Origin of the sequence: Rhodococcus sp. B10 (assembly GCF_011770055.1) — a bacterium.
Classification (GTDB): domain Bacteria; phylum Actinomycetota; class Actinomycetes; order Mycobacteriales; family Mycobacteriaceae; genus Rhodococcoides; species Rhodococcoides kyotonensis_B.
Window position 1 is genome coordinate 36,815 of record NZ_JAAFYV010000037.1, and the last position, 17,251, is coordinate 54,065.

At 65.4% G+C, this 17,251-nt stretch carries 17 protein-coding genes and 1 pseudogene; 3 read left to right on the top strand and 15 right to left on the bottom strand.

Features of this window, described 5'->3' with window-relative positions; genetic code table 11:
* Window positions 1-81 precede the first annotated feature (81 nt).
* On the bottom strand, window positions 82-873 hold the full coding sequence (locus RhoFasB10_RS21275) for a LuxR C-terminal-related transcriptional regulator (RefSeq protein WP_068430199.1): 792 nt from the start codon (window positions 871-873) through the stop codon (window positions 82-84).
* 120 nt (window positions 874-993) lie between these two features.
* On the opposite strand from RhoFasB10_RS21275, the gene RhoFasB10_RS21280 reads away from it, so the two are divergent.
* Window positions 994-2,502 (top strand): acyl-CoA synthetase, encoded by a 1,509-nt coding sequence (locus tag RhoFasB10_RS21280; protein ID WP_167678434.1) that lies wholly within the window; start codon window positions 994-996, stop codon window positions 2,500-2,502.
* Between the two features lie 44 nt (window positions 2,503-2,546).
* Here the strand turns inward: RhoFasB10_RS21280 and RhoFasB10_RS21285 are convergent, their stop codons facing one another.
* From RhoFasB10_RS21285 to RhoFasB10_RS21330, 10 genes are all read right to left on the bottom strand, one after another.
* Entirely contained in the window at window positions 2,547-3,305 is a 759-nt protein-coding gene (locus tag RhoFasB10_RS21285; RefSeq protein ID WP_167678436.1) for a GolD/DthD family dehydrogenase, read from the bottom strand.
* A 96-nt stretch (window positions 3,306-3,401) separates the two neighbouring features.
* Complete coding sequence (locus RhoFasB10_RS21290) at window positions 3,402-4,442, bottom strand: substrate-binding domain-containing protein (protein WP_068430208.1); 1,041 nt, start codon at window positions 4,440-4,442, stop codon at window positions 3,402-3,404.
* A 50-nt stretch (window positions 4,443-4,492) separates the two neighbouring features.
* On the bottom strand, window positions 4,493-5,512 hold the full coding sequence (locus RhoFasB10_RS21295; RefSeq protein ID WP_068430212.1) for an ABC transporter permease: 1,020 nt from the start codon (window positions 5,510-5,512) through the stop codon (window positions 4,493-4,495).
* Window positions 5,509-7,062: a sugar ABC transporter ATP-binding protein gene (locus RhoFasB10_RS21300; protein ID WP_167678438.1), complete on the bottom strand. Its 1,554-nt coding sequence runs from the start codon at window positions 7,060-7,062 to the stop codon at window positions 5,509-5,511. The genes RhoFasB10_RS21295 and RhoFasB10_RS21300 overlap by 4 nt, the downstream gene beginning before the upstream one ends.
* Window positions 7,059-8,114 carry an alcohol dehydrogenase catalytic domain-containing protein gene (locus RhoFasB10_RS21305; protein WP_167678440.1) on the bottom strand — a complete coding sequence of 352 codons (1,056 nt, stop codon included), beginning with the start codon at window positions 8,112-8,114 and terminating at the stop codon, window positions 7,059-7,061. The genes RhoFasB10_RS21300 and RhoFasB10_RS21305 overlap by 4 nt, the downstream gene beginning before the upstream one ends.
* Window positions 8,108-8,872, bottom strand: a complete 765-nt coding sequence (locus RhoFasB10_RS21310) for a glucose 1-dehydrogenase (protein ID WP_167678442.1) — start codon at window positions 8,870-8,872, stop codon at window positions 8,108-8,110. Before RhoFasB10_RS21310 ends, RhoFasB10_RS21305 begins: the two co-directional genes overlap by 7 nt.
* Window positions 8,869-9,912, bottom strand: a complete 1,044-nt coding sequence (locus tag RhoFasB10_RS21315) for an NAD(P)-dependent alcohol dehydrogenase (RefSeq protein WP_167678443.1) — start codon at window positions 9,910-9,912, stop codon at window positions 8,869-8,871. The genes RhoFasB10_RS21310 and RhoFasB10_RS21315 overlap by 4 nt, the downstream gene beginning before the upstream one ends.
* Window positions 9,912-10,526 (bottom strand): hypothetical protein, encoded by a 615-nt coding sequence (locus RhoFasB10_RS21320; protein WP_167678445.1) that lies wholly within the window; start codon window positions 10,524-10,526, stop codon window positions 9,912-9,914. Before RhoFasB10_RS21320 ends, RhoFasB10_RS21315 begins: the two co-directional genes overlap by 1 nt.
* Window positions 10,523-12,007, bottom strand: coding sequence for a xylulokinase (gene xylB / locus RhoFasB10_RS21325; RefSeq protein WP_167678447.1), 1,485 nt, complete (start codon window positions 12,005-12,007; stop codon window positions 10,523-10,525). Before xylB ends, RhoFasB10_RS21320 begins: the two co-directional genes overlap by 4 nt.
* Window positions 12,004-12,645 (bottom strand): SIS domain-containing protein, encoded by a 642-nt coding sequence (locus RhoFasB10_RS21330; protein ID WP_240931366.1) that lies wholly within the window; start codon window positions 12,643-12,645, stop codon window positions 12,004-12,006. Before RhoFasB10_RS21330 ends, xylB begins: the two co-directional genes overlap by 4 nt.
* Before the next feature lie 128 nt (window positions 12,646-12,773).
* Between RhoFasB10_RS21330 and RhoFasB10_RS21335 the strand changes: the two genes are divergently transcribed.
* The gene (locus RhoFasB10_RS21335; RefSeq protein WP_167678451.1) at window positions 12,774-13,721 is read left to right on the top strand and encodes a sugar-binding domain-containing protein; all 948 of its coding nucleotides are present in this window, start codon (window positions 12,774-12,776) and stop codon (window positions 13,719-13,721) included.
* Between the two features lie 43 nt (window positions 13,722-13,764).
* Here RhoFasB10_RS21335 and RhoFasB10_RS26495 read toward each other — a convergent pair whose 3' ends face one another.
* The 3 genes and pseudogenes from RhoFasB10_RS26495 to RhoFasB10_RS21345 form a co-directional block, all read right to left on the bottom strand.
* Window positions 13,765-14,034 (bottom strand): DUF3253 domain-containing protein, encoded by a 270-nt coding sequence (locus RhoFasB10_RS26495; protein WP_346764453.1) that lies wholly within the window; start codon window positions 14,032-14,034, stop codon window positions 13,765-13,767.
* A 15-nt stretch (window positions 14,035-14,049) separates the two neighbouring features.
* Window positions 14,050-14,283: pseudogene (locus RhoFasB10_RS26830) on the bottom strand (DUF2256 domain-containing protein); the annotation flags it as partial.
* Complete coding sequence (locus tag RhoFasB10_RS21345) at window positions 14,193-14,816, bottom strand: TetR/AcrR family transcriptional regulator (RefSeq protein ID WP_174551486.1); 624 nt, start codon at window positions 14,814-14,816, stop codon at window positions 14,193-14,195. The gene RhoFasB10_RS21345 and the pseudogene RhoFasB10_RS26830, both read right to left, overlap by 91 nt.
* Before the next feature lie 84 nt (window positions 14,817-14,900).
* On the opposite strand from RhoFasB10_RS21345, the gene RhoFasB10_RS21350 reads away from it, so the two are divergent.
* Complete coding sequence (locus RhoFasB10_RS21350; protein WP_167678455.1) at window positions 14,901-16,253, top strand: cytochrome P450; 1,353 nt, start codon at window positions 14,901-14,903, stop codon at window positions 16,251-16,253.
* On the opposite strand, the gene RhoFasB10_RS21355 is transcribed toward RhoFasB10_RS21350, so the two are convergent.
* The gene (locus RhoFasB10_RS21355; protein ID WP_346764452.1) at window positions 16,250-17,113 is read right to left on the bottom strand and encodes an alpha/beta hydrolase; all 864 of its coding nucleotides are present in this window, start codon (window positions 17,111-17,113) and stop codon (window positions 16,250-16,252) included. The genes RhoFasB10_RS21350 and RhoFasB10_RS21355 overlap by 4 nt on opposite strands.
* Window positions 17,114-17,251 lie beyond the last annotated feature (138 nt).

Genomic DNA, 17,251 nt, shown 5'->3' on the forward strand with positions numbered 1-17,251 from the left:
TCCAACTGTGACGAGGGGATGGGGTCCCAGCGACTGTATGACCCACGCCACACTCGCTGACAGTCCTCGAAAGTGGACAACCTAACGGGCAGCCGACCCGTTTCTGCGCACCAGCGAGGCCGTGAGAGCTGCGCGGTTGCGTAGTCCGGTGGTCTCGAAGATGCGGCTGACGTATTTCTTGACAGTCATTTCGGTCAGTGTCAGTTCGGCGGCGATCTGCGCGTTGGTCAAGCCGTCACTGATCAGTTCGGCCACCTCGACCTGTCGGGGAGTCAACCCCGCGAGCGGGTCCTCTGCGTCGACGTCGTCACCGATGACGATGGATCGACTGGCCACGCGCAGGTGGGCGGCGAGCAATCGGATCGCGGTGAGATCGCCGAGATCCCAGTAGCGCTCGCGGTCGAACATTCCGACGAGGGCCTCGCCGTCGGCGAAGCGAAGGTGGATCGCCGACGCCGTGCCCATCCCGTGCGGTGCCAGATAGTCCTCGACGTAGGACCGCTGCGGAACCGGGAGACGAGCGAGATCGTCCAGCGTCGCGAACCCGTCGTCGGTCAGCGTGCGTCGGGCTTGCGGGAGCGCGAAGACGTCCTTGTCGCGCCATCGCTCCTGGTATTCGACGAGCAGCGGCTCGGCGGCACCGGTGAGCAGGGGCGCGGGGTCGGCGAACAGCGTCGGATAGGTCGATCCGAAGAAGAACGTGACGTCGCGGACGTCGAAGATCGTCGCGATGGCGTCGACCAGACTTTCCTTGAACTGCGTGCCACCCGGGGAAGTGCGGCACACGTCGAGGACCCCGAGTATGCGACGCAGATGCTCGGGGGACAGTGTGTCCTGCCACGACGAGGCGGCTTCGGGCACGGAGGAGCGCATCCCGCGATGGTAACCAATGCGGACGTTCGTTCGGGCGGCTTCGCCAACCGTGCGCGGATAGTTGCATCCTGGACCGACTGTTCGCGCACGGGTGGCACAGCCGCACGATAATCTCCGCTCATGAGCACCCGAACCAACACCATCGACGGCGTACTGCGCCGGTCGGCCGCCCGATCCCCCGAGCGCACCGCCATCACGTTCGAGGGCCGCAGCCACACGTATCGCGAGCTCGACGACGCGGTCAGCCGGGCCGCGCGACGCCTGCTTGCGCTGGGGTTGGTCACGGGCGACCGCGTCGCCGCGTACGGTGTGAATTCCGATGCGTACGTCGTCGGGTTCCTCGCGTGCGCGCGGGCAGGGCTGGTGCACGTTCCGGTCAACTACGCACTCGTCGGGGACGAGCTGAAATATCTTGTCGGGCAGTCCGGTTCGCGCGCGGTACTGGTCGACCCGGAACTCGCGGCCACGCTCGACTCCGTCCGTGCCGACTTGCCGGTCGATCACGTGCTGGCTCTGCCGGACCTGCTCGACGGTTCCGAGAGCACCGACGAACTCGAGTCCGCCGCAGAATCCAGTGACCTGGCGCAGCTGCTCTACACGTCGGGAACGACGTCGAAACCGAAGGGCGCCATGATGTCTCACGGCGCATTGATCGCGGAGTACGTCTCGTCGGTGATCGCGCTCGGTTTCACGAAGGACGACAATCCGCTGATCGCGATGCCGATGTACCACTCGGCCGGCATGCACGTGTTCACGATGCCGTATCTGTCGGTCGGTGCGACAGTGCATCTGATGAGGCGCCCCGATGTGCCGGAGATCCTGCGGCGCATCGAGGAGGACAGGATCGGTTCGCTGTTCCTCGCGCCGACGGTGTGGGTGCCGCTCGCGAATCATTCGGATCTGCAGACGCGTGACCTGTCGTCGCTGACCAAGGCCCAGTACGGCGCGTCGATCATGCCGGTGACCGTACTGAACCGTCTACGGGAGCGGTATCCGGACCTGGGCTTCTACAACTGCTTCGGACAGTCCGAAATCGGTCCGCTCGCAACGGTATTGCAACCAGAGGAGCACGAGGAGCGTCCTGCGTCGTGCGGTCGTGCGGTGTTCTTCGTCGAGACACGTGTCGTCGACGCGAACGGCGACGACGTTCCCGACGGCGAGCCCGGTGAAATTCTCTACCGGTCACCGCAATTGTGCGACGGCTACTGGGACAAGCCGGAGGCGACGGCAGAAGCGTTCCAGGACGGGTGGTTTCGCTCCGGTGATCTCGTGACGCGGGATGCCGAAGGGTTCATCACCGTCGTCGACCGGATCAAGGACGTGATCAATACCGGCGGCATTCTGGTGGCCTCGCGTGAGGTGGAGGACGCCGTCTACACGCATCCCGCTGTCGCGGAGGTCGCCGTCATCGGTACACCCGACGAGAAATGGATCGAGGCCGTCACCGCGGTGGTGGTGCTGAAGGACGGGGCGGACGGCGTGACCACGCAGGACATCGTCGACCATGTGAAGGGGTTGATCGCACCGTTCAAGGTGCCCAAGACCGTCACGTTCGTCGACGAGCTCCCGCGTAATCAGAGCGGCAAACTTCTGAAGCGGGAGTTGCGCTCCGCACCCGTGCGCGCATAGTTGCAACCTGGGCCAACTATCCGCGCACGGGTGGCGCAGCCGCACTACAAGATCGTGTAACCGCCGTCGACGAGGATGTCGGCGCCGTTGATCATGGCTGCGCCGGGGGAGGCGAGGAAGACCGCAACCGACGTCACGTCGTGGGTTTCCGCGAAGCGGCCCACCGGTATGCGGGCGCGCAGAGCGTCGCCCTTGGGGTTGGACCAGGCCTCACGACCCAGGGGCGTCATGACGACGGTGGGGGAGATGGTGTTGACGGTGACGCCGCGCCCCGCCCATTCTGCGGCAAGGACTTTCGTCAACCCCAGTACACCGAACTTCGAGGCGCAGTAGGCGGCATGTTCCTCGATGGCGACGGTGGCCGCCTGCGAGGCGATGTTGACGATGCGGCCCGAGCCGCGTTCGAGCATGGCGCGACCGAACTCCTGGCACATCAGGAACGTGCCGGTGAGATTGACGTCGATGGTGAGGTTCCAGAAGTCGTCGGACAGGTCTTCGGCAGGTGCCAGACGCGCAACGCCTGCCGAGTTGACCAGAACGTCGACGTGTCCGAAGTCGGCGATCACCGAATCGACTGCGGAACGGACCGATTCGCGGTCGGCCACGTCGCAGGAAACGCTGCGAGCGCCGATGTCCGACGCAGCCCTGGCGGCCGCGTCGCCGTCGCGATCGAGCAGTACCACGGTGGCGCCCTGTGCCGCATAGGCTGCACCGATGGCAGCGCCGATACCCGATGCGCCGCCGGATACCACGGCCACCATGCCGTCGAACGAGAAGTCGACGGGCGCGGGGAGGGACGTCATGTCAGGGCACACCTTTCGTTCGAGCAGTGGTGTTCGAGGCGGGGCGGGCATGGAGGGGCACCGCCCCGCCTCGAAGTGAAATCGACTTCGGTCGAGCTACTGACCGGGAATTCCCTCGTAGGCGATGTCGCCGGTCTCGAGGTTCTTGTTCGTCAGTTCGACCAGACCGTCGAGGAAGGCCTGACGCTCGGTGACGACGTGCTCGATGGCGACGTCGACGTTGTCCTGGGTGATGGCAGGCATGACGTACACCGGCGCGGTGTCGCCCTCTTCGCCCTTGGCGATGCGGTTCGCGACGGCGAGACCGGCGGACAGTTCGACGGTGCCGTTCTGAAGGGACGTGCCGATGAACTCGCCGCTCTTGACGGCGTTCAGACCGTCCTCGATGCCGTCGATGCCGACGATCGGAACGTCGGTGCGTCCGGCTTCTTTCAGTGCCTGCAGCGCACCGAGGCCCATGTCGTCGTTCTGCGAGACAACGCCGTCGATCTGGTCACCGAAGCTGGAGAGCCAGTTCTTCGTCTTGTTGACGGCTTCGTCACGCTTCCAGTTCGCGGTGTCCTTGGCCAGAACCTTGATGTCCGGGTACTTCGCGAGAACCTGGTCGATGCCTGCGCCACGGTTGATCTCACCGGATCCGCCGAGTGGGCCCTGCAGGATGACGATGTTGCCGCGTCCGCCGAGCCTGTCGGCCATCATCTGCATTTCCTGCGCGCCTGCGGCGACGTCGTCGGGTTGGACGTTGCCGGAGATCTGATCGGTCTCGAGTGCTGCGTTGACTGCGATGACCGGAATTCCCTTGTCCTTGGCGGACTGGACCTGCGGGGCGAGCGAATCAGCCTGGGCAGGCACGACGATGATCGCGTCGACGCCCTGGTTGATCAGCGAGTCCACCTGACTTGCCTGCGTCGAGACGTCGTTGTTGGCGGAGTTCCACAGCAACTCGATGTCGTTCGCCGCGGCGTAGGTGTCCATACCTTCCTTGCCCGCGGTGATGAACGAGCTCATGTCGTAGACGGTGACGCCGATACGAGTCTTGCCGTCCTGAGCGCTCGTATCACCTGCGCCGCAGGCGGTGAGGCCGACAGTGAGCGCGCCTGCGGCGGCCACGGTCAGCACTTTGGAAGCAAACTTCATTGTCATCTCCAGATCGGTGGATGGTTGTGCGAGGGTTCGGAAAAGATCGGTCAGGTTCTTCGTTTCGACGACCAGACGTCGACCGACACCGCGGCGACGATGAGCACGCCCTTGATGACGTCCTGCCAGTAGGCGGGGACGACGAGAAGGTCGAGACCGTTGTTGAGCGTTTGGATCATGAACAGGCCGAGCGCGGTACCCCAGATGGTTCCGCGTCCGCCCATGAGGCTCGCGCCGCCGATGACGACCGCGGCGATCGCGTCGAGTTCGTATCCCTGACCGAGATTCGGCGGGCCCGAGATGACGCGAGAGGCAAGCATGACACCCGACAATCCCGCGAGCACGCCTGACAGCGCGTAGACGCTGAACAGGACGTTCTTGGCGTTGATGCCGGCAATCTCGGCCGCCGTGCGGTTGCCGCCGACGGCGTAGACCCGCATGCCGTACGCGGTTCGCTTCATGACGACGGCCAGCACGAGGATTCCGATGATCATCACGAGCACCGGAATCTGAATTCCGAAGATCTTGGTGTTGGCGATCTGCCCGAACTCGGACGGAAGGCCGTTGATCGGTGCGCCACCGCCGATCACGTACGCGAAACCCGAACCGGCCGTGAGCATACCGAGTGTTGCGATGAACGGGGGCACATTGATGCGAGAAACGAGATAACCGTTGATCGAACCGGCGACGAGTCCGACGGCCACGGCCACGAGTACCGTCATCCAGATTTGGCCCGGGTTGGCCTTGGCCACGGCGGCGGACGCCATGGCCGAGACTGCGATGACGCTGCCGACCGACAGGTCGATGCCACCGGTGAGAATGACGAGTGTCTGCCCGAGAGCGATCAACGCGAACGGTGCGGCCGCCACGAGGATGGTCTGCAGGTTGTCGACGGTGCCGAAACGAGCACTGCGGTAGGAGAAGTAGCCGATCACCAGCAGCATGACGATGACCATGGAATAACGCAATGCCAGAGCTCCGGCCCACGCGCCGGAGAATCGGCGCACCGGTTCTCCGGTCGTTGCCGAGACGGACGTCTTGGCGTCCGGTTCAGCGACGGGTGTTGTCACTGTTGTGCCTCCTCGAGTGGCGACCGGTCAAGGGCCGCAGGGTTTTCGCTACGTGTGTCCAGGGCGGTCGCCATGCGGAAGACCGAGTCTTGAACTTCGGGGTGATCGAGTGCGTCCCGATCGAGTTCGCCGACGAACGCGCCGTCGCGCATGACGAACGCGCGGTGCGACAGTCCAACGATCTCCGGCATGTCCGACGACGCCATCACGACAGCCATTCCGCGACTGGCGAATTCGGTGATGATGCGGTAGATCTCGGAGCGGGCCCCGACATCGACGCCACGAGTGGGCTCATCGAGTAGCAGTACGTTGACGGTACCGGTCAACCACCGCGCCAGCACGACTTTCTGCTGATTTCCGCCGGAAAGAGTACCGACGGACTGTCCCATTCCTCGGCTGCGCAGCCGCACCGACTCCATGGCGTCGGAGACCGTCTTGGTGCGCGTCCTGTTTCGCAGCCAACCGGCGATGCTGAAGCTCGACAGTCTGGGCAGTGATCCGTTGTCCAACACACTCATCGACAGGACTACGCCGTTGATCTTGCGATCCTCGGGAACCATCGCCATGCCTGCGGTGATGGCCGCAGCGGGCTTGCCTTTCTGGACCGTGCGACCGTCCACCTTGACTGTTCCCGACGTCACCGCGCGCATACCGAACAGTGCTTCGAGCAGTTCGGTGCGGCCGGCGCCGACGAGTCCGGCCAGACCGACGATCTCGCCGCGCCGCACCGTCAAGTTCACCGGAGCCGAAGCGCCTGAAACGTGCAGGTTCTCGACCTCGAGGACGACGTCACCCGTGCCGGATACGACGTCGGGAAACAGTGTTTCGAGTTCACGTCCGATCATCGCGGTGACGATCTCGTCGTCGGTGATGTCGGTGAGCTTCTCGTCGGTGATGAGCTTTCCGTCGCGCAGCACGACGACTCGGTCTGCGATGGCACGGATCTCGGCCATCTTGTGGGTCGTGTAGACCATGGCGACACCGCGATCGCGCAATTGCTTCATGACCTTGTAGAGACCCTCGACCTCGCGCTCGGAGATCGCAGAGGTCGGCTCGTCGAGCATGACGACCTGCGCGCCCGTCCGCGCGGCCTTGACGATCTCGATGATCTGGCGCAGGCCGACGGGCAGACTGCCCATCCGTGCGGTCGGCGAGATCGAGACGTCGAACACCGCAAGCGCTTTCGCTGCCTCGTCGATCATCGCGCGGCGGTCCAGGAAGAAGCCGCGGCGCTTCTCGCGGCCGACGAACATGTTCTCGTACACCGTCATGTCGTCGATCGACGCCAGTTCTTGCGGCACGATGGCCACACCGTGCCGTACGGCATCCCTCGGGTCGCCGGCGGACAAGGTGTGCTCGCCTATCGTGACAGTCCCCGTGTCGGCGCGGATCTGACCGGTCGCGATCTTCATCAGAGTGGACTTGCCTGCGCCGTTCTCACCCGCCAGAGCAGTGACGGTCCCGGGCTCCAGCTCGAGTGAAATGCCCTTCAGCACAGGCACCCCACCGAAACTCTTCGTCACTTCCCGACATTCGAGCAGCCCTGTCACGGTCGTCCTCCGACGGTGATGAGTACCTTGACGTGTTCTGGATCGGTCGACGCCGTGAACGCGTCGGCGGCGCGATCGAGCGGAAATTCGCCGGTCACGAACTCGTCGATCGGGACGAGGCCTTCGGTCAGCATGTCGATGGCCTCCTGCACGTCCTCGCGGACGTACATCAGACACCCGGCGACGATGATCTCGCGGTCCTGAACGAGGTCGAGGGGCACCGCCGTCGCGCCGGCAGCAACGCCGACGATCAGGACGACGCCGCCCTTGTCCACGAGGTCGACTGCCTGAGCGACCGACGATTCCCGCGAGACGCAGTCGATGACGACGTCGGCAGGCCCGCCGAGGGCTTCTTTCGCGGTGGCGACGGCGTCCGTAGCGGCCGGGTCGAAACTGCCGACAGCGCCGAGCCGTTGCGCCCGAGCGCGTTTGGACTCCAGGAGATCTGCGACGACGACGGTCGCACCTGCACGACGTGCTGCGAGCAGCACGAACAATCCGATGGGCCCCGCGCCCAACACTGCGACGCGTTTGCCGTCGAGTCCGTCGACGAGTGTCGCGGCCCGTCGGACAGCGTGAACGGGGGTGGCCAGGGGCTCGATGAGGGCCGCGTGGCGGTCGTCGAGTGCGTCGTCGAGAGGGATCACGCGGTCGGCAGCGATCGTGAACGCGTCGGTCAGGCCGCCCGGTGTCTGGCACCCGAACACCGCGAGTTCGGCGCAGATGTTGTAACGCCCGGCGAGGCACTGAGTGCAGTGGCCGCAGGCGAGATTGGGTTCGACGACGACGCGTGTGCCCACGAGGGATGCGTCGACACCGTCCCCGGTTGCGTCGACGACGCCGACGACCTCGTGGCCGGGCCGAAACGGAAGGTCGATGAACGGATGCCGACCGTGTGCGGCGTGGACATCGGATCCGCAGATGCCGACGACGGTGCTGCGTACGCGGACTTCTCCGGTCGCCGCCTCCGGAGTCGCGACCGTCTCGACGCTGACGCTGTCGATGCCTTCGACGAGGATGCGCCGGACGGTGGACACCTCGGTGCTCACCATGCTGTGTATCCTCCGTCCGCGACGAGAACCGAACCGGTGATGAAACTCGCTGCGTCGCTCGCCAAGAACACGACACTCGGAGCGATTTCCTCGGGCATCGCGTATCGCTGCATGGGTGCGTCGTCGATCCAGTAGCGCTTGAGATCGGGACGGTCCACCGGAGCCATCTCGGTCTTGCAGTAGCCGGGGGCCACGGCGTTGACGCGGATGCCCAGCGGGCCCCATTCGGCGGCAAGGGATTTGGTGAGATGGTGTACGGCGGCCTTCGACGCGTTGTAGGCCGGCTGCATCTGCGGGCGGTTGACGATGATGCCCGACATGGAACCGATGTTGACGATCGACCCGCTCTTACGCTCGCGCATGTGAGCGCCGACGGCAATGCTGCACTCCCACAACGCTTTGACGTTGAGGTCGAAGACGTTGTCCCATTCGGTTTCGGTGACGTCCCACGAATCGTTGTGGTAGCAGGTTCCGGCGTTGTTGACGAGAATGTCGACGTGACCGAGCTTGTCGATCGCCTCGGCGGTCATCCGCTCGACGTCGGCGTGCCGGGTGATGTCGGCTGTGATGGCCGCGAACTCGTGGCCTTCGGCTGCGGCCTCGGCGACGACCTTCTCGTTGCGTTCCGCGCTGCGTCCGGCGATGGCGACCTTGGCGCCCGCTGCGGCGAGACCGAACGCGAACGCGCGTCCAAGTCCTTGGTTGCCGCCGGTGACGATCGCGGTACGTCCGGTCAGATCAAAGGGATTGTTGCTCATGCAGGCACCACTATCGACTTGAGGCTGGCAGGGTCGGTGTCGCTCTCGAGCGCGTCGGCGACGTGTTCGAGGTCGTAGCGTCCGGTGACGAGCCGGTCGAGATCGACCAGTCCGGAGGACGCGAGATGGATTGCAGCGGGCCAGGTGTCGGTGTAGCGAAACACGCCGGTGACCGTGATCTCGAGGTTCTGGATGTGACTGACGGGGAGGGGGTAGTCGTCGGCGCCCATTCCGACCAGAACGACGCGCCCGGCAGGTCCGACGGCGCGGATGCCGCTCTGCACGGCCGGGACGGCACCGCTGGCGTCGACGAATGCGTCGACCTGGGGATCGAGCGCGGCGACGTCGTCGACCGTCGGATCGATCACTTCGGTGGCGCCGAAGGTCAGGGCGCGCTCGCGCCGCGAGGCGACCGGGTCGGAGACGACGATTCGTGCAGCACCGAAAGCGCGCGCGGCCTGTGCGGTGATGATGCCGATGGGGCCGGCCCCTGCGATCAGGATGGACGACCCGGGAGCGATCCCGGCTTTGCGCATCGTGGTGACGGCAACCGACAGTGGCTCGAGCAGTGCTGCGGCCTCGTCGGACAGCGAATCCGGAACCGGGTGGGCGAAGTCCGCGTCGATCGTGACGTAGCGGCAGAAGGCGCCGTCGACAGGAGGCGTCGCATAGAACTTCATGTCGGGGCACAGGTTGTAGCGCCCGGCCATGCACTGCGCGCAGCGACGGCACGGGTGTTGCGGTTCGACGGCGACGCGTTGGCCGATGCGGCTCTCGTCGACACCCTCGCCGACGGCAGCGATCCGTCCGGACAGCTCGTGGCCGAGAATCATCGGGTCGTGAACCACGAAATCGCCGATGCGGCCTTCGCGATAGTAGTGAACGTCCGAACCGCAGACGCCCACTGCCGCGACCTCGACGAGCACCTCGTTCGGTGCAGGCGTCGGAACGGGGCGATCTTCGATCTCGAGCGTGCGCACGCCCGTCATCACACTCGCGCGCATCGACGATGCGGGCGGTGTCGGTGTTGCGGTGGTCATCAGTGTCCTTCTGGCAGAGGGGAATCGAGGAGGAGGGCACGGCCGACGACGGCGGTCGACGCACCGGTGCTCAGGCATGCAGGCATCAGATGTTCGGTCACTCCGCCGTCGAGTGTGACGTCGATCCGACGTGCGAGGGCTGTGGCGATCGAGAGGCGATCGGGGTCGGCAACTCCCGATGTTCCAGGTTCGAGGAGCATGAGCAGCGCTCCGTCGTAGCCGGTCAGATCGACCATCGATGCGCTCGCCTCGTCGACCTCGTCCCAGATCGCCGCCCACACTCGCGCCGAGCCGATACCGGGTGTGCCGAGCGGCACGTACAGATCGCCCACGTCGGGGATACGAGGGAGCATGGCGCGGACTCCGTCTGCGCTTCCGACGAGGTGCACTCCGAGCATGTCGTGCGGCACGGTGGCAGCGAGCTCGTCCAGTTCGTCCAGTGTGACGCCGACGGGGAGACCTTCGCCGGGCGCCATGACGTCGACGTGCACCGCGATCCCTGCCGCCACGAGTGCCTCGGCGGCCTGCGTCCGGAGTCCTGGTGCTGCGGCGTACACGCTCCCCGCCAAGTGCTTTTCGTACCCGACGTGCCAGGGAGCCAGCGTGATCGTCATGCGTTGTCCCGCCGGTCCAGTGCGTCGACGGCAGTTGCTGCCGCCCAGCGTGCGCGGACCTCGGTGATGTCCCGGGTGGTCTCCCGCGGCGAGACGGTCGTCCGTGCGGGTGGGGTCCATCGCCGTGCGAGTTCGACCATCCCCGCCTCGTCGACGCCCGCTGCTACGGCTGCGGCCTGCACGCATGCACCACGTGCCGTCGCTTCGTCGGCGTCGGGGACGGTGACGGTGTCGCCGGAGAGGTCGGCGAGCAGCTGGAGCGTGGCCGGTGACCGGGCGCCACCGCCGACGACCGTGAGCGGGCCGTCGCAGTCGATACCGAACGAGCGCAACGCGTCTCGACCGGCCAGAAGAGACAGCAGCGGACCTTCGAGGAACGCGCGCGCCATTTCCTCCCGCGTCGTCGCCGACGTGAGGTCCGAGAGCAGGCCCCGTGCGTAGGGACGGTTCGGCGTCCGCTCGCCGTCGAGGAACGGCACGAGCGTCGGGCCGACGGTGGGTTCGGCGGCGAGGGCGAGAGCGGCGAGCCCGGCGTGGTCGGTTCCCAGGATCCGGGCGGCGGTATCACCCACTCGGGCTGCATTGAGCGTGCAGACGAGCGGCAAGTACCCGCCGGTGGTGTCAGCGACGCCGTTGACGATGCCTGCCTCGTCGAACACCGGTGTGCGCGTCGACGTGGCGAACACGCCGGACGTACCGAGACCGATGTACTGGTCGCCGTCGCTCAGACCGAGTCCGAGGTATGCGGCATGCTGATCGCCCGCACCTGCTCCGACGAGCACGGAACGGGTGAGACCGAGCTCGGTGGCCGCGGAATCGGTCAGTGCCCCGGCGGGCTCGGCGCCTCCGAGGACGGTCGGGAGCATCGGCAGCCAGTCGCGTGGACCCGCGGCCGCATCGAGGAATTCGGGCAGCCAGGTCGACGTCGTCGCGTCGAAGTAGCCGGTGCCGGACGCGTCGGATCGATCGGTGACGGCGCGACCGGTGAGCCGGAAGGTCAAGTAGTCGTGCGGCAACAGGATTCGACGCGTGGCGTCCAGCGTCGCGGGTTCGTGTTCGGCGACCCACGCGAGTTTCGCGATGGTGAATGCAGCGGTCGGAAGGGAACCGATGCGGCGCACCCACTTCGGGCCACCGATTGCCTCGACGAGCTTTGCGAGCTGCTCCGCGCCGGTGGTGTCGTTCCACAGTTTCGCGGGACGCAGCGGCTCACCTTCGGCGTCGAGCATCACCAGGCCGTGGCACTGTGCCGCGACGGACAGCGCGGTCACCTGCACGTCGCCGGCAGCGGCGAGCGCAGCCCGGACGGCGACCACCAGCGCCTCCCACCACGAACGCGGATCCTGCTCGCTGCACGGTGGGAACGCGGGAGTATGAGGCGCCGACCCGGAGGCGAGCAATTCGCCCGACTGGGCGTCGCGTACCTCGGCCTTGCACGATTGAGTGGACGAGTCGACACCGACGACGACCTGTCGCGTCACAGTCCGACCACCGGTTCGTTCGACGCGGACATGACATCGTCGCGAGTTCCGACGCCACCGGCCGGGTGCGAGTTCACGACGTCGTGCATCGTGTGGCCGCTCAACGACATGGCGACGACGCCGACCGCATCTCCCCATGCGCCGACTGCGAGCGTGCTCGCCATGGCGATCATGTCTCCCGGGTCGGAATCGGGCTCGGTTGCAGGGAGTTCCGCGATGTCGGTGGCCGCTGACGCGAAGGGGGATTCGACGGACTCGGTGACGGCGACGACACGAACCCCGCGCTCGACGAGGCGGGTCACCAGTCGAGTGAGCTCGGACGAGCGCCCTGTCTTGGAGATGGCGAGCACGAGATCGGATGTCTCGATCGCGCCCATTCCGCCGTGCAGTGCATCCATCGCGGGCAGGTACAGGGCGGGTGCGCCGCAGACGGACAGCAAATGGGCGAGGCGCTCGGCCATGATTCCCGACGTTCCTGACCCGGTGGTGATGACCTTGCCGGACGTCTCGACCACGGCGCGGGCGACGCGAACGACGCTGGGCTCGACGGTATCCGCGAGGTTCGACAGGCCGACGGCCTCCCGGACCAACACGGTGTGCGCGAGACGCCGAAGTTCGGCGTCGTCGAGCTTGCTCATATGTCGTACCTCACTGCTCACATGCATAGTGAAGAGGATCATGCTTGGTCCATGCTCATGTGTCAATCAGCTTGCTCAAATGAGCACATGTGATGATGATGGTGTCATTGACAGCGAAAGGTGGGGGGATGCCGCAGGAGTCCGAGGTCCGCAGAGTTGGGCCGGAGGAACTCGTCCAGCGGGGATTGATTGCGCGTCGGTACTACGTCGACGGACGTACACGGGTTCAGATTGCGGACGAGTTCGGTCTTTCCCGCTTCAAGGTGGCTCGCATTCTCGAGGACGCCGTCGCGTCGGGAATGGTCGAGATCACCGTGCACGCCCCGGAATCGATCGACATCGAACTTTCGCGCGCACTGAGGGACGAGTTCGGATTGCGGATGGCGTTCGCGGTCCGTACCGCCAGTGACGGTCAGGACGAGCTGTGGGACGCGGTGGGTCGCGTCACCGCTGAGCTGCTGAGCGAAATCGTCACGCCCGCAGACGTACTCGGCGTCGACTGTGGTCGAACGTTGTCCCGGATGACGACGCATCTCGACGCCATCGCCGAATGCGACGTCGTGCAGTTGACGGGCATGGCGGGTGCCGTCGGTGCGACATCCGCCGAACTGGTGCGTCGAATCACCGAACTCGGGGGAGGGCAGGCGTGGTCGATGTACGCGCCGCTCGTCGTGTCCGACGCCCGCACGTGCGCTGCGCTGAGCAGCAGTCGGGGAATTCAGGAGACGTTGCGTCACCATGCCTCGGTGACGAAAGCCGTTGTCTCCATCGGCGCGTGGGGGCCGGGTCTGTCGCAGGTGTACGACTTGCTGACGCCGTCGGAGGCGAGGGACTGGACGGCGAAAGGTGTGGTGGCCGAGTCCTGTGCGCTACTGCTCGACGCGGAAGGAAACCGCGTGCACGGGTTGGACGACCGGCGGATGGGCGTGTCGGAGGACGGCCTGCGCGGCATCGAGCACGTCATTGCCATTGCGGCGGGTGAAGCGAAGGTCGCGGCCGTCCGAGCCGTGCTGAAATCCGGACTGGTGTCGTCGCTGATCATCGACGCCGGGACCGCTGCGGGGCTCGTGCGCTGATTGCGCTCCGCACCCGTGCGCGGATAGTTGCAACCTGGGCCAACTATTCGCGCACGGGCGGCGTAGCCGCCCAGCGAATTCTGATGGGACCCTTGGCTGTCGACGGGTCGACGACCGAACCTTTCTGCGCGATCTCGACCTCGCCTGCGTCGACCATCCGGCGGGCGGCGCGACGTACCGGCTCCATCAGGTCGCGCCAGTTGTCGTCGGACATCGCCCGGGCGACCTCGGACGGACAGATGGTCGCATCGCGGGAACGGGCGTCGAGCAATTCTCTGATCTTGTTCTCGAGGTCGTGATCCGAGGATGTCACCTTGCGCCGCCTGCACGCGTCGCTGCAGTACTTGATGTCATCCCAGTGTCGCTCCCACTTCTTGCGCCATTCGATTCGGCGGCCGCACGACGCGCACGTCTTGTCCGGGGGTGTCGATTGCCTGGAGCGGTGAGCGTGGGCCACCGAATCCACTGTAGCTACCGTGGTCGATGCGATGTGGAGATGAACTGGTAGGTCGCGGACTCGACGATCTGCTGCGGCGTCACGTCGATCTCGTCGTTCAGCCACGCGATGATCAGTTCGGCGAGACCGCCGGTGAACAGCAGGCCGTTGATCTCCGACCGTGGCTCGGGCCATGCGTCGCTGCCGTACAGTTCGTGAGCTTGGTCTGCTACCAGGCGGGCGAAGTCGCGCAACGATTCTCGACGATATCGGCGCAACGAGTCGACGGCGAGTGACTCGATCATGGCGACTCGCCCCTTGCGCGGGTCGTCGGTCAACACGGTCACGAATGCGGTGATTGCCTGCCGCACTCGGGCTTCGACGGTGCCGTCGGACGAATGGAGCGCGGCAAGTGCGGCGACTCGGATCTCGTCGGACACCATGTCGACCACCTGGCGCAGCAATTCGTCCTTGCTGCTGAAGCTTTCGTAGAAGTATCGCTCGGTGAGTTTGGCCCGCGCGCAGATCGCGGTCATCGTCGCACCCTTCGCGCCTGCGTCGGCGAAGACGTCCAACCCGGCGTCGAGCAGTCGGGACCTACGTTCGGTTGCGCGGTCGTCGGCGCTCATTCCGGCGTAGCGACGCGTCGTCGGGGTCATGTGTCGATGTTGACAGATGCAGCAGATGTGACGCAGACTACATCCATCTGACATGACGTCCTGTCAGATTACGGGAGGTTCGCCATGGCTCGAATGCTCGCTGCCCCACCCGCCGACTCGCTGCTCGACGCCGTGCGCGGCGACGGCGGGGTGCCCATCGTCGGACACACCCTCGAATACATGAGGGATCCACTCAAGTTGTTCGGAAGTCGCTGGGAGAAATACGGCGACGTGTCGTGGTTGACCATGGCGGGCCAGCGGTGGATCACGGTTCTCGGGCCCGACGCGTGCCAGGAAGTTCTTCAGAACAAGGACAAGGCATTCGTCAACAGCGACGGGTGGTCGTTGCTGATCGGGCCGTTCTTTCACGGCGGGCTCATGCTGCTCGACGACGACGAACATCTGCGCCACCGGCGCATCATGCAACAGGCGTTCACCCGGCAGCGTATTGCGAAGTCGGTCGACGCGTTGAACCCGGTCGTCGCCGAAGGGTTGGACCACTGGGAGCCGGGCGCCGACTTCCGTGTCTACCCTGCGCTCAAGGCGTTGACACTGGATGTCGCGACGAACATCTTCATGGGCGGTGCCGAAGGCAGCACGGAAGCCGAAATCGACACGATCAACGCGAGTTTCGTGGCCTGTGTTCAGGCTGCGACGTCGATCGTCCGATATCGGGTTCCCGGCACCAGGTGGAAGCGAGGTCTCGACGGGCGCAGGGTGCTCGAGCAGTTCTTCCGGCGCTACCTGCCGGCGCGACGCGACAACGAGACCGACGACCTCTTCTCGGTGTTGTGCCACATCGAATCCGATACCGGGCAACGCTTCACCGACGACGAAGTCATCGACCACATGATCTTTCTGCTCATGGCCGCACACGACACGTCGACCATCACGCTGTCGACGATGATGCAGTATCTCGGCCAGCATCCGGAGTGGCGCGAACGCTGTCGCGCGGAGGCGCTTGCGCTTCAAACGAATTCGCCGACGTTGCAGCAGTTGGATGAACTGGTCGACATCGATCTGGTCATGAAGGAGTGTCTGCGGCTCGTGTCGCCGACGCCCGTCGTCGCGCGCCGCGCAGTGAAAGACACCGTGGTGCAGGGCAAGTACATCCCCGCTGGCACGTACGCGTCCGTGGCGCCGCATTTCACGCACCACATGGCGCAGTACTGGCCGGATCCGGAGAAGTTCGACCCGGAACGGTTCTCCACGGAGCGGCGCGAGGACAAGGTGCACCGCTACGCGTGGGAACCGTTCGGCGGCGGGGTCCACAAGTGCATCGGCATGTACTTCGCGGGTGCGGAGATCAAGACCATCATGTTCCACCTGTTGAGGCGGTTCGAGTGGAGTGTGGACCCGAATTACACTGCGCCACTGAACTTCACGTCGCTGCCCTTCCCCGAGGACGGGCAGCCCGTGAATCTACGACGCCGTTAGCCGGTCGCCCTGTCGGTCAGCCAGCGGACGATGTCGGCGGTGACGTCGTCGCGGTTCGTCTCGTTCAGAATTTCGTGGCGGGCGCCGTCGTAGATCGTGACGGTGACGTCGCTCGAGCCTGCCTCGCGGTAGCGCGACCCGAGTAATTCGACGAGCTGTCCGCCACCGGCGAGCGGATCGTCCGAACCCGACGCGATCAGCAGCGGCAGCTCGGAGCGAACCTCTTCGAGCTTGTGTGGGTCGGCAAGCTTGTCGGCCTCGGTGAACAATGCCGGGACGGTGGCGGCGGGAAGGTCGAACCCGCACAACGCGTCGGCGACATAGGCGTCCACCTCCGCCTCGTCGCGCGACAGCCACTCGTACCCGGTGCGGTGCTCGAAGGCGCTGTTGAACACACTCAGATCACCGGCGGGGGCGTCCGCCATGCCTGCTGCGAGTACATCGATCGCCGACGATCCCGACAGGACCACGCCCGCATACAGGTCGGATCGCTCGACCAGAACGTGCTGCGCCGCAAACGAACCCATCGAATGCCCGAACAAGAACAGTGGCAGGTCCGGGTAGATCTCCAGCAGGTGTTCGCCGAGCTGCTCGATGTCCGCCCACAGTGCGGGGAACCCCAACGACCCCAGGTCTCCAGGTGTGTCGGTGATCGACGAACCGTGGCCGCGATGATCTGAGGCGACGACTTGAAATCCCGCATCGTTCAGAGCTTCGGCGAATCGCGCGTAGCGGCTGCCGTGCTCGGCGAGTCCGTGCGCGATCTGTACGACGCCGATGGGAGTCTTCCGTGTCGGCCAGGTGTAGGTGCTGATCTCCAGCTGGTCCTGCTTCGAGATGTACGACGACGTATCGGCCACGGCTGCTCCTTCGACGCTGAGGGGGTCATCGTCGAACATAGCGCGCGGGAGTGTTGTCCGTATCCCCGCAGGTGCTCACCATGTTGCCAGGTGCGGCCTGAATTGCTGGCAAAACGACGTGCGGCTGGCGATTCGGTG

Bases quoted from the DNA above. Each gene is read 5' to 3' on its own strand.
- RhoFasB10_RS21275 (WP_068430199.1), bottom strand. From the start codon at position 873: ATGCGCTCCTCCGTGCCCGAAGCCGCCTCGTCGTGGCAGGACACACTG.
- RhoFasB10_RS21280 (WP_167678434.1), top strand. From the start codon at position 994: ATGAGCACCCGAACCAACACCATCGACGGCGTACTGCGCCGGTCGGCC.
- RhoFasB10_RS21285 (WP_167678436.1), bottom strand. From the start codon at position 3,305: ATGACGTCCCTCCCCGCGCCCGTCGACTTCTCGTTCGACGGCATGGTG.
- RhoFasB10_RS21290 (WP_068430208.1), bottom strand. From the start codon at position 4,442: ATGAAGTTTGCTTCCAAAGTGCTGACCGTGGCCGCCGCAGGCGCGCTC.
- RhoFasB10_RS21305 (WP_167678440.1), bottom strand. From the start codon at position 8,114: ATGGTGAGCACCGAGGTGTCCACCGTCCGGCGCATCCTCGTCGAAGGC.
- RhoFasB10_RS21310 (WP_167678442.1), bottom strand. From the start codon at position 8,872: ATGAGCAACAATCCCTTTGATCTGACCGGACGTACCGCGATCGTCACC.
- RhoFasB10_RS21315 (WP_167678443.1), bottom strand. From the start codon at position 9,912: ATGACCACCGCAACACCGACACCGCCCGCATCGTCGATGCGCGCGAGT.
- RhoFasB10_RS21320 (WP_167678445.1), bottom strand. From the start codon at position 10,526: ATGACGATCACGCTGGCTCCCTGGCACGTCGGGTACGAAAAGCACTTG.
- RhoFasB10_RS21330 (WP_240931366.1), bottom strand. From the start codon at position 12,645: ATGAGCAAGCTCGACGACGCCGAACTTCGGCGTCTCGCGCACACCGTG.
- RhoFasB10_RS21335 (WP_167678451.1), top strand. From the start codon at position 12,774: ATGCCGCAGGAGTCCGAGGTCCGCAGAGTTGGGCCGGAGGAACTCGTC.
- RhoFasB10_RS21345 (WP_174551486.1), bottom strand. From the start codon at position 14,816: ATGACCCCGACGACGCGTCGCTACGCCGGAATGAGCGCCGACGACCGC.
- RhoFasB10_RS21350 (WP_167678455.1), top strand. From the start codon at position 14,901: ATGGCTCGAATGCTCGCTGCCCCACCCGCCGACTCGCTGCTCGACGCC.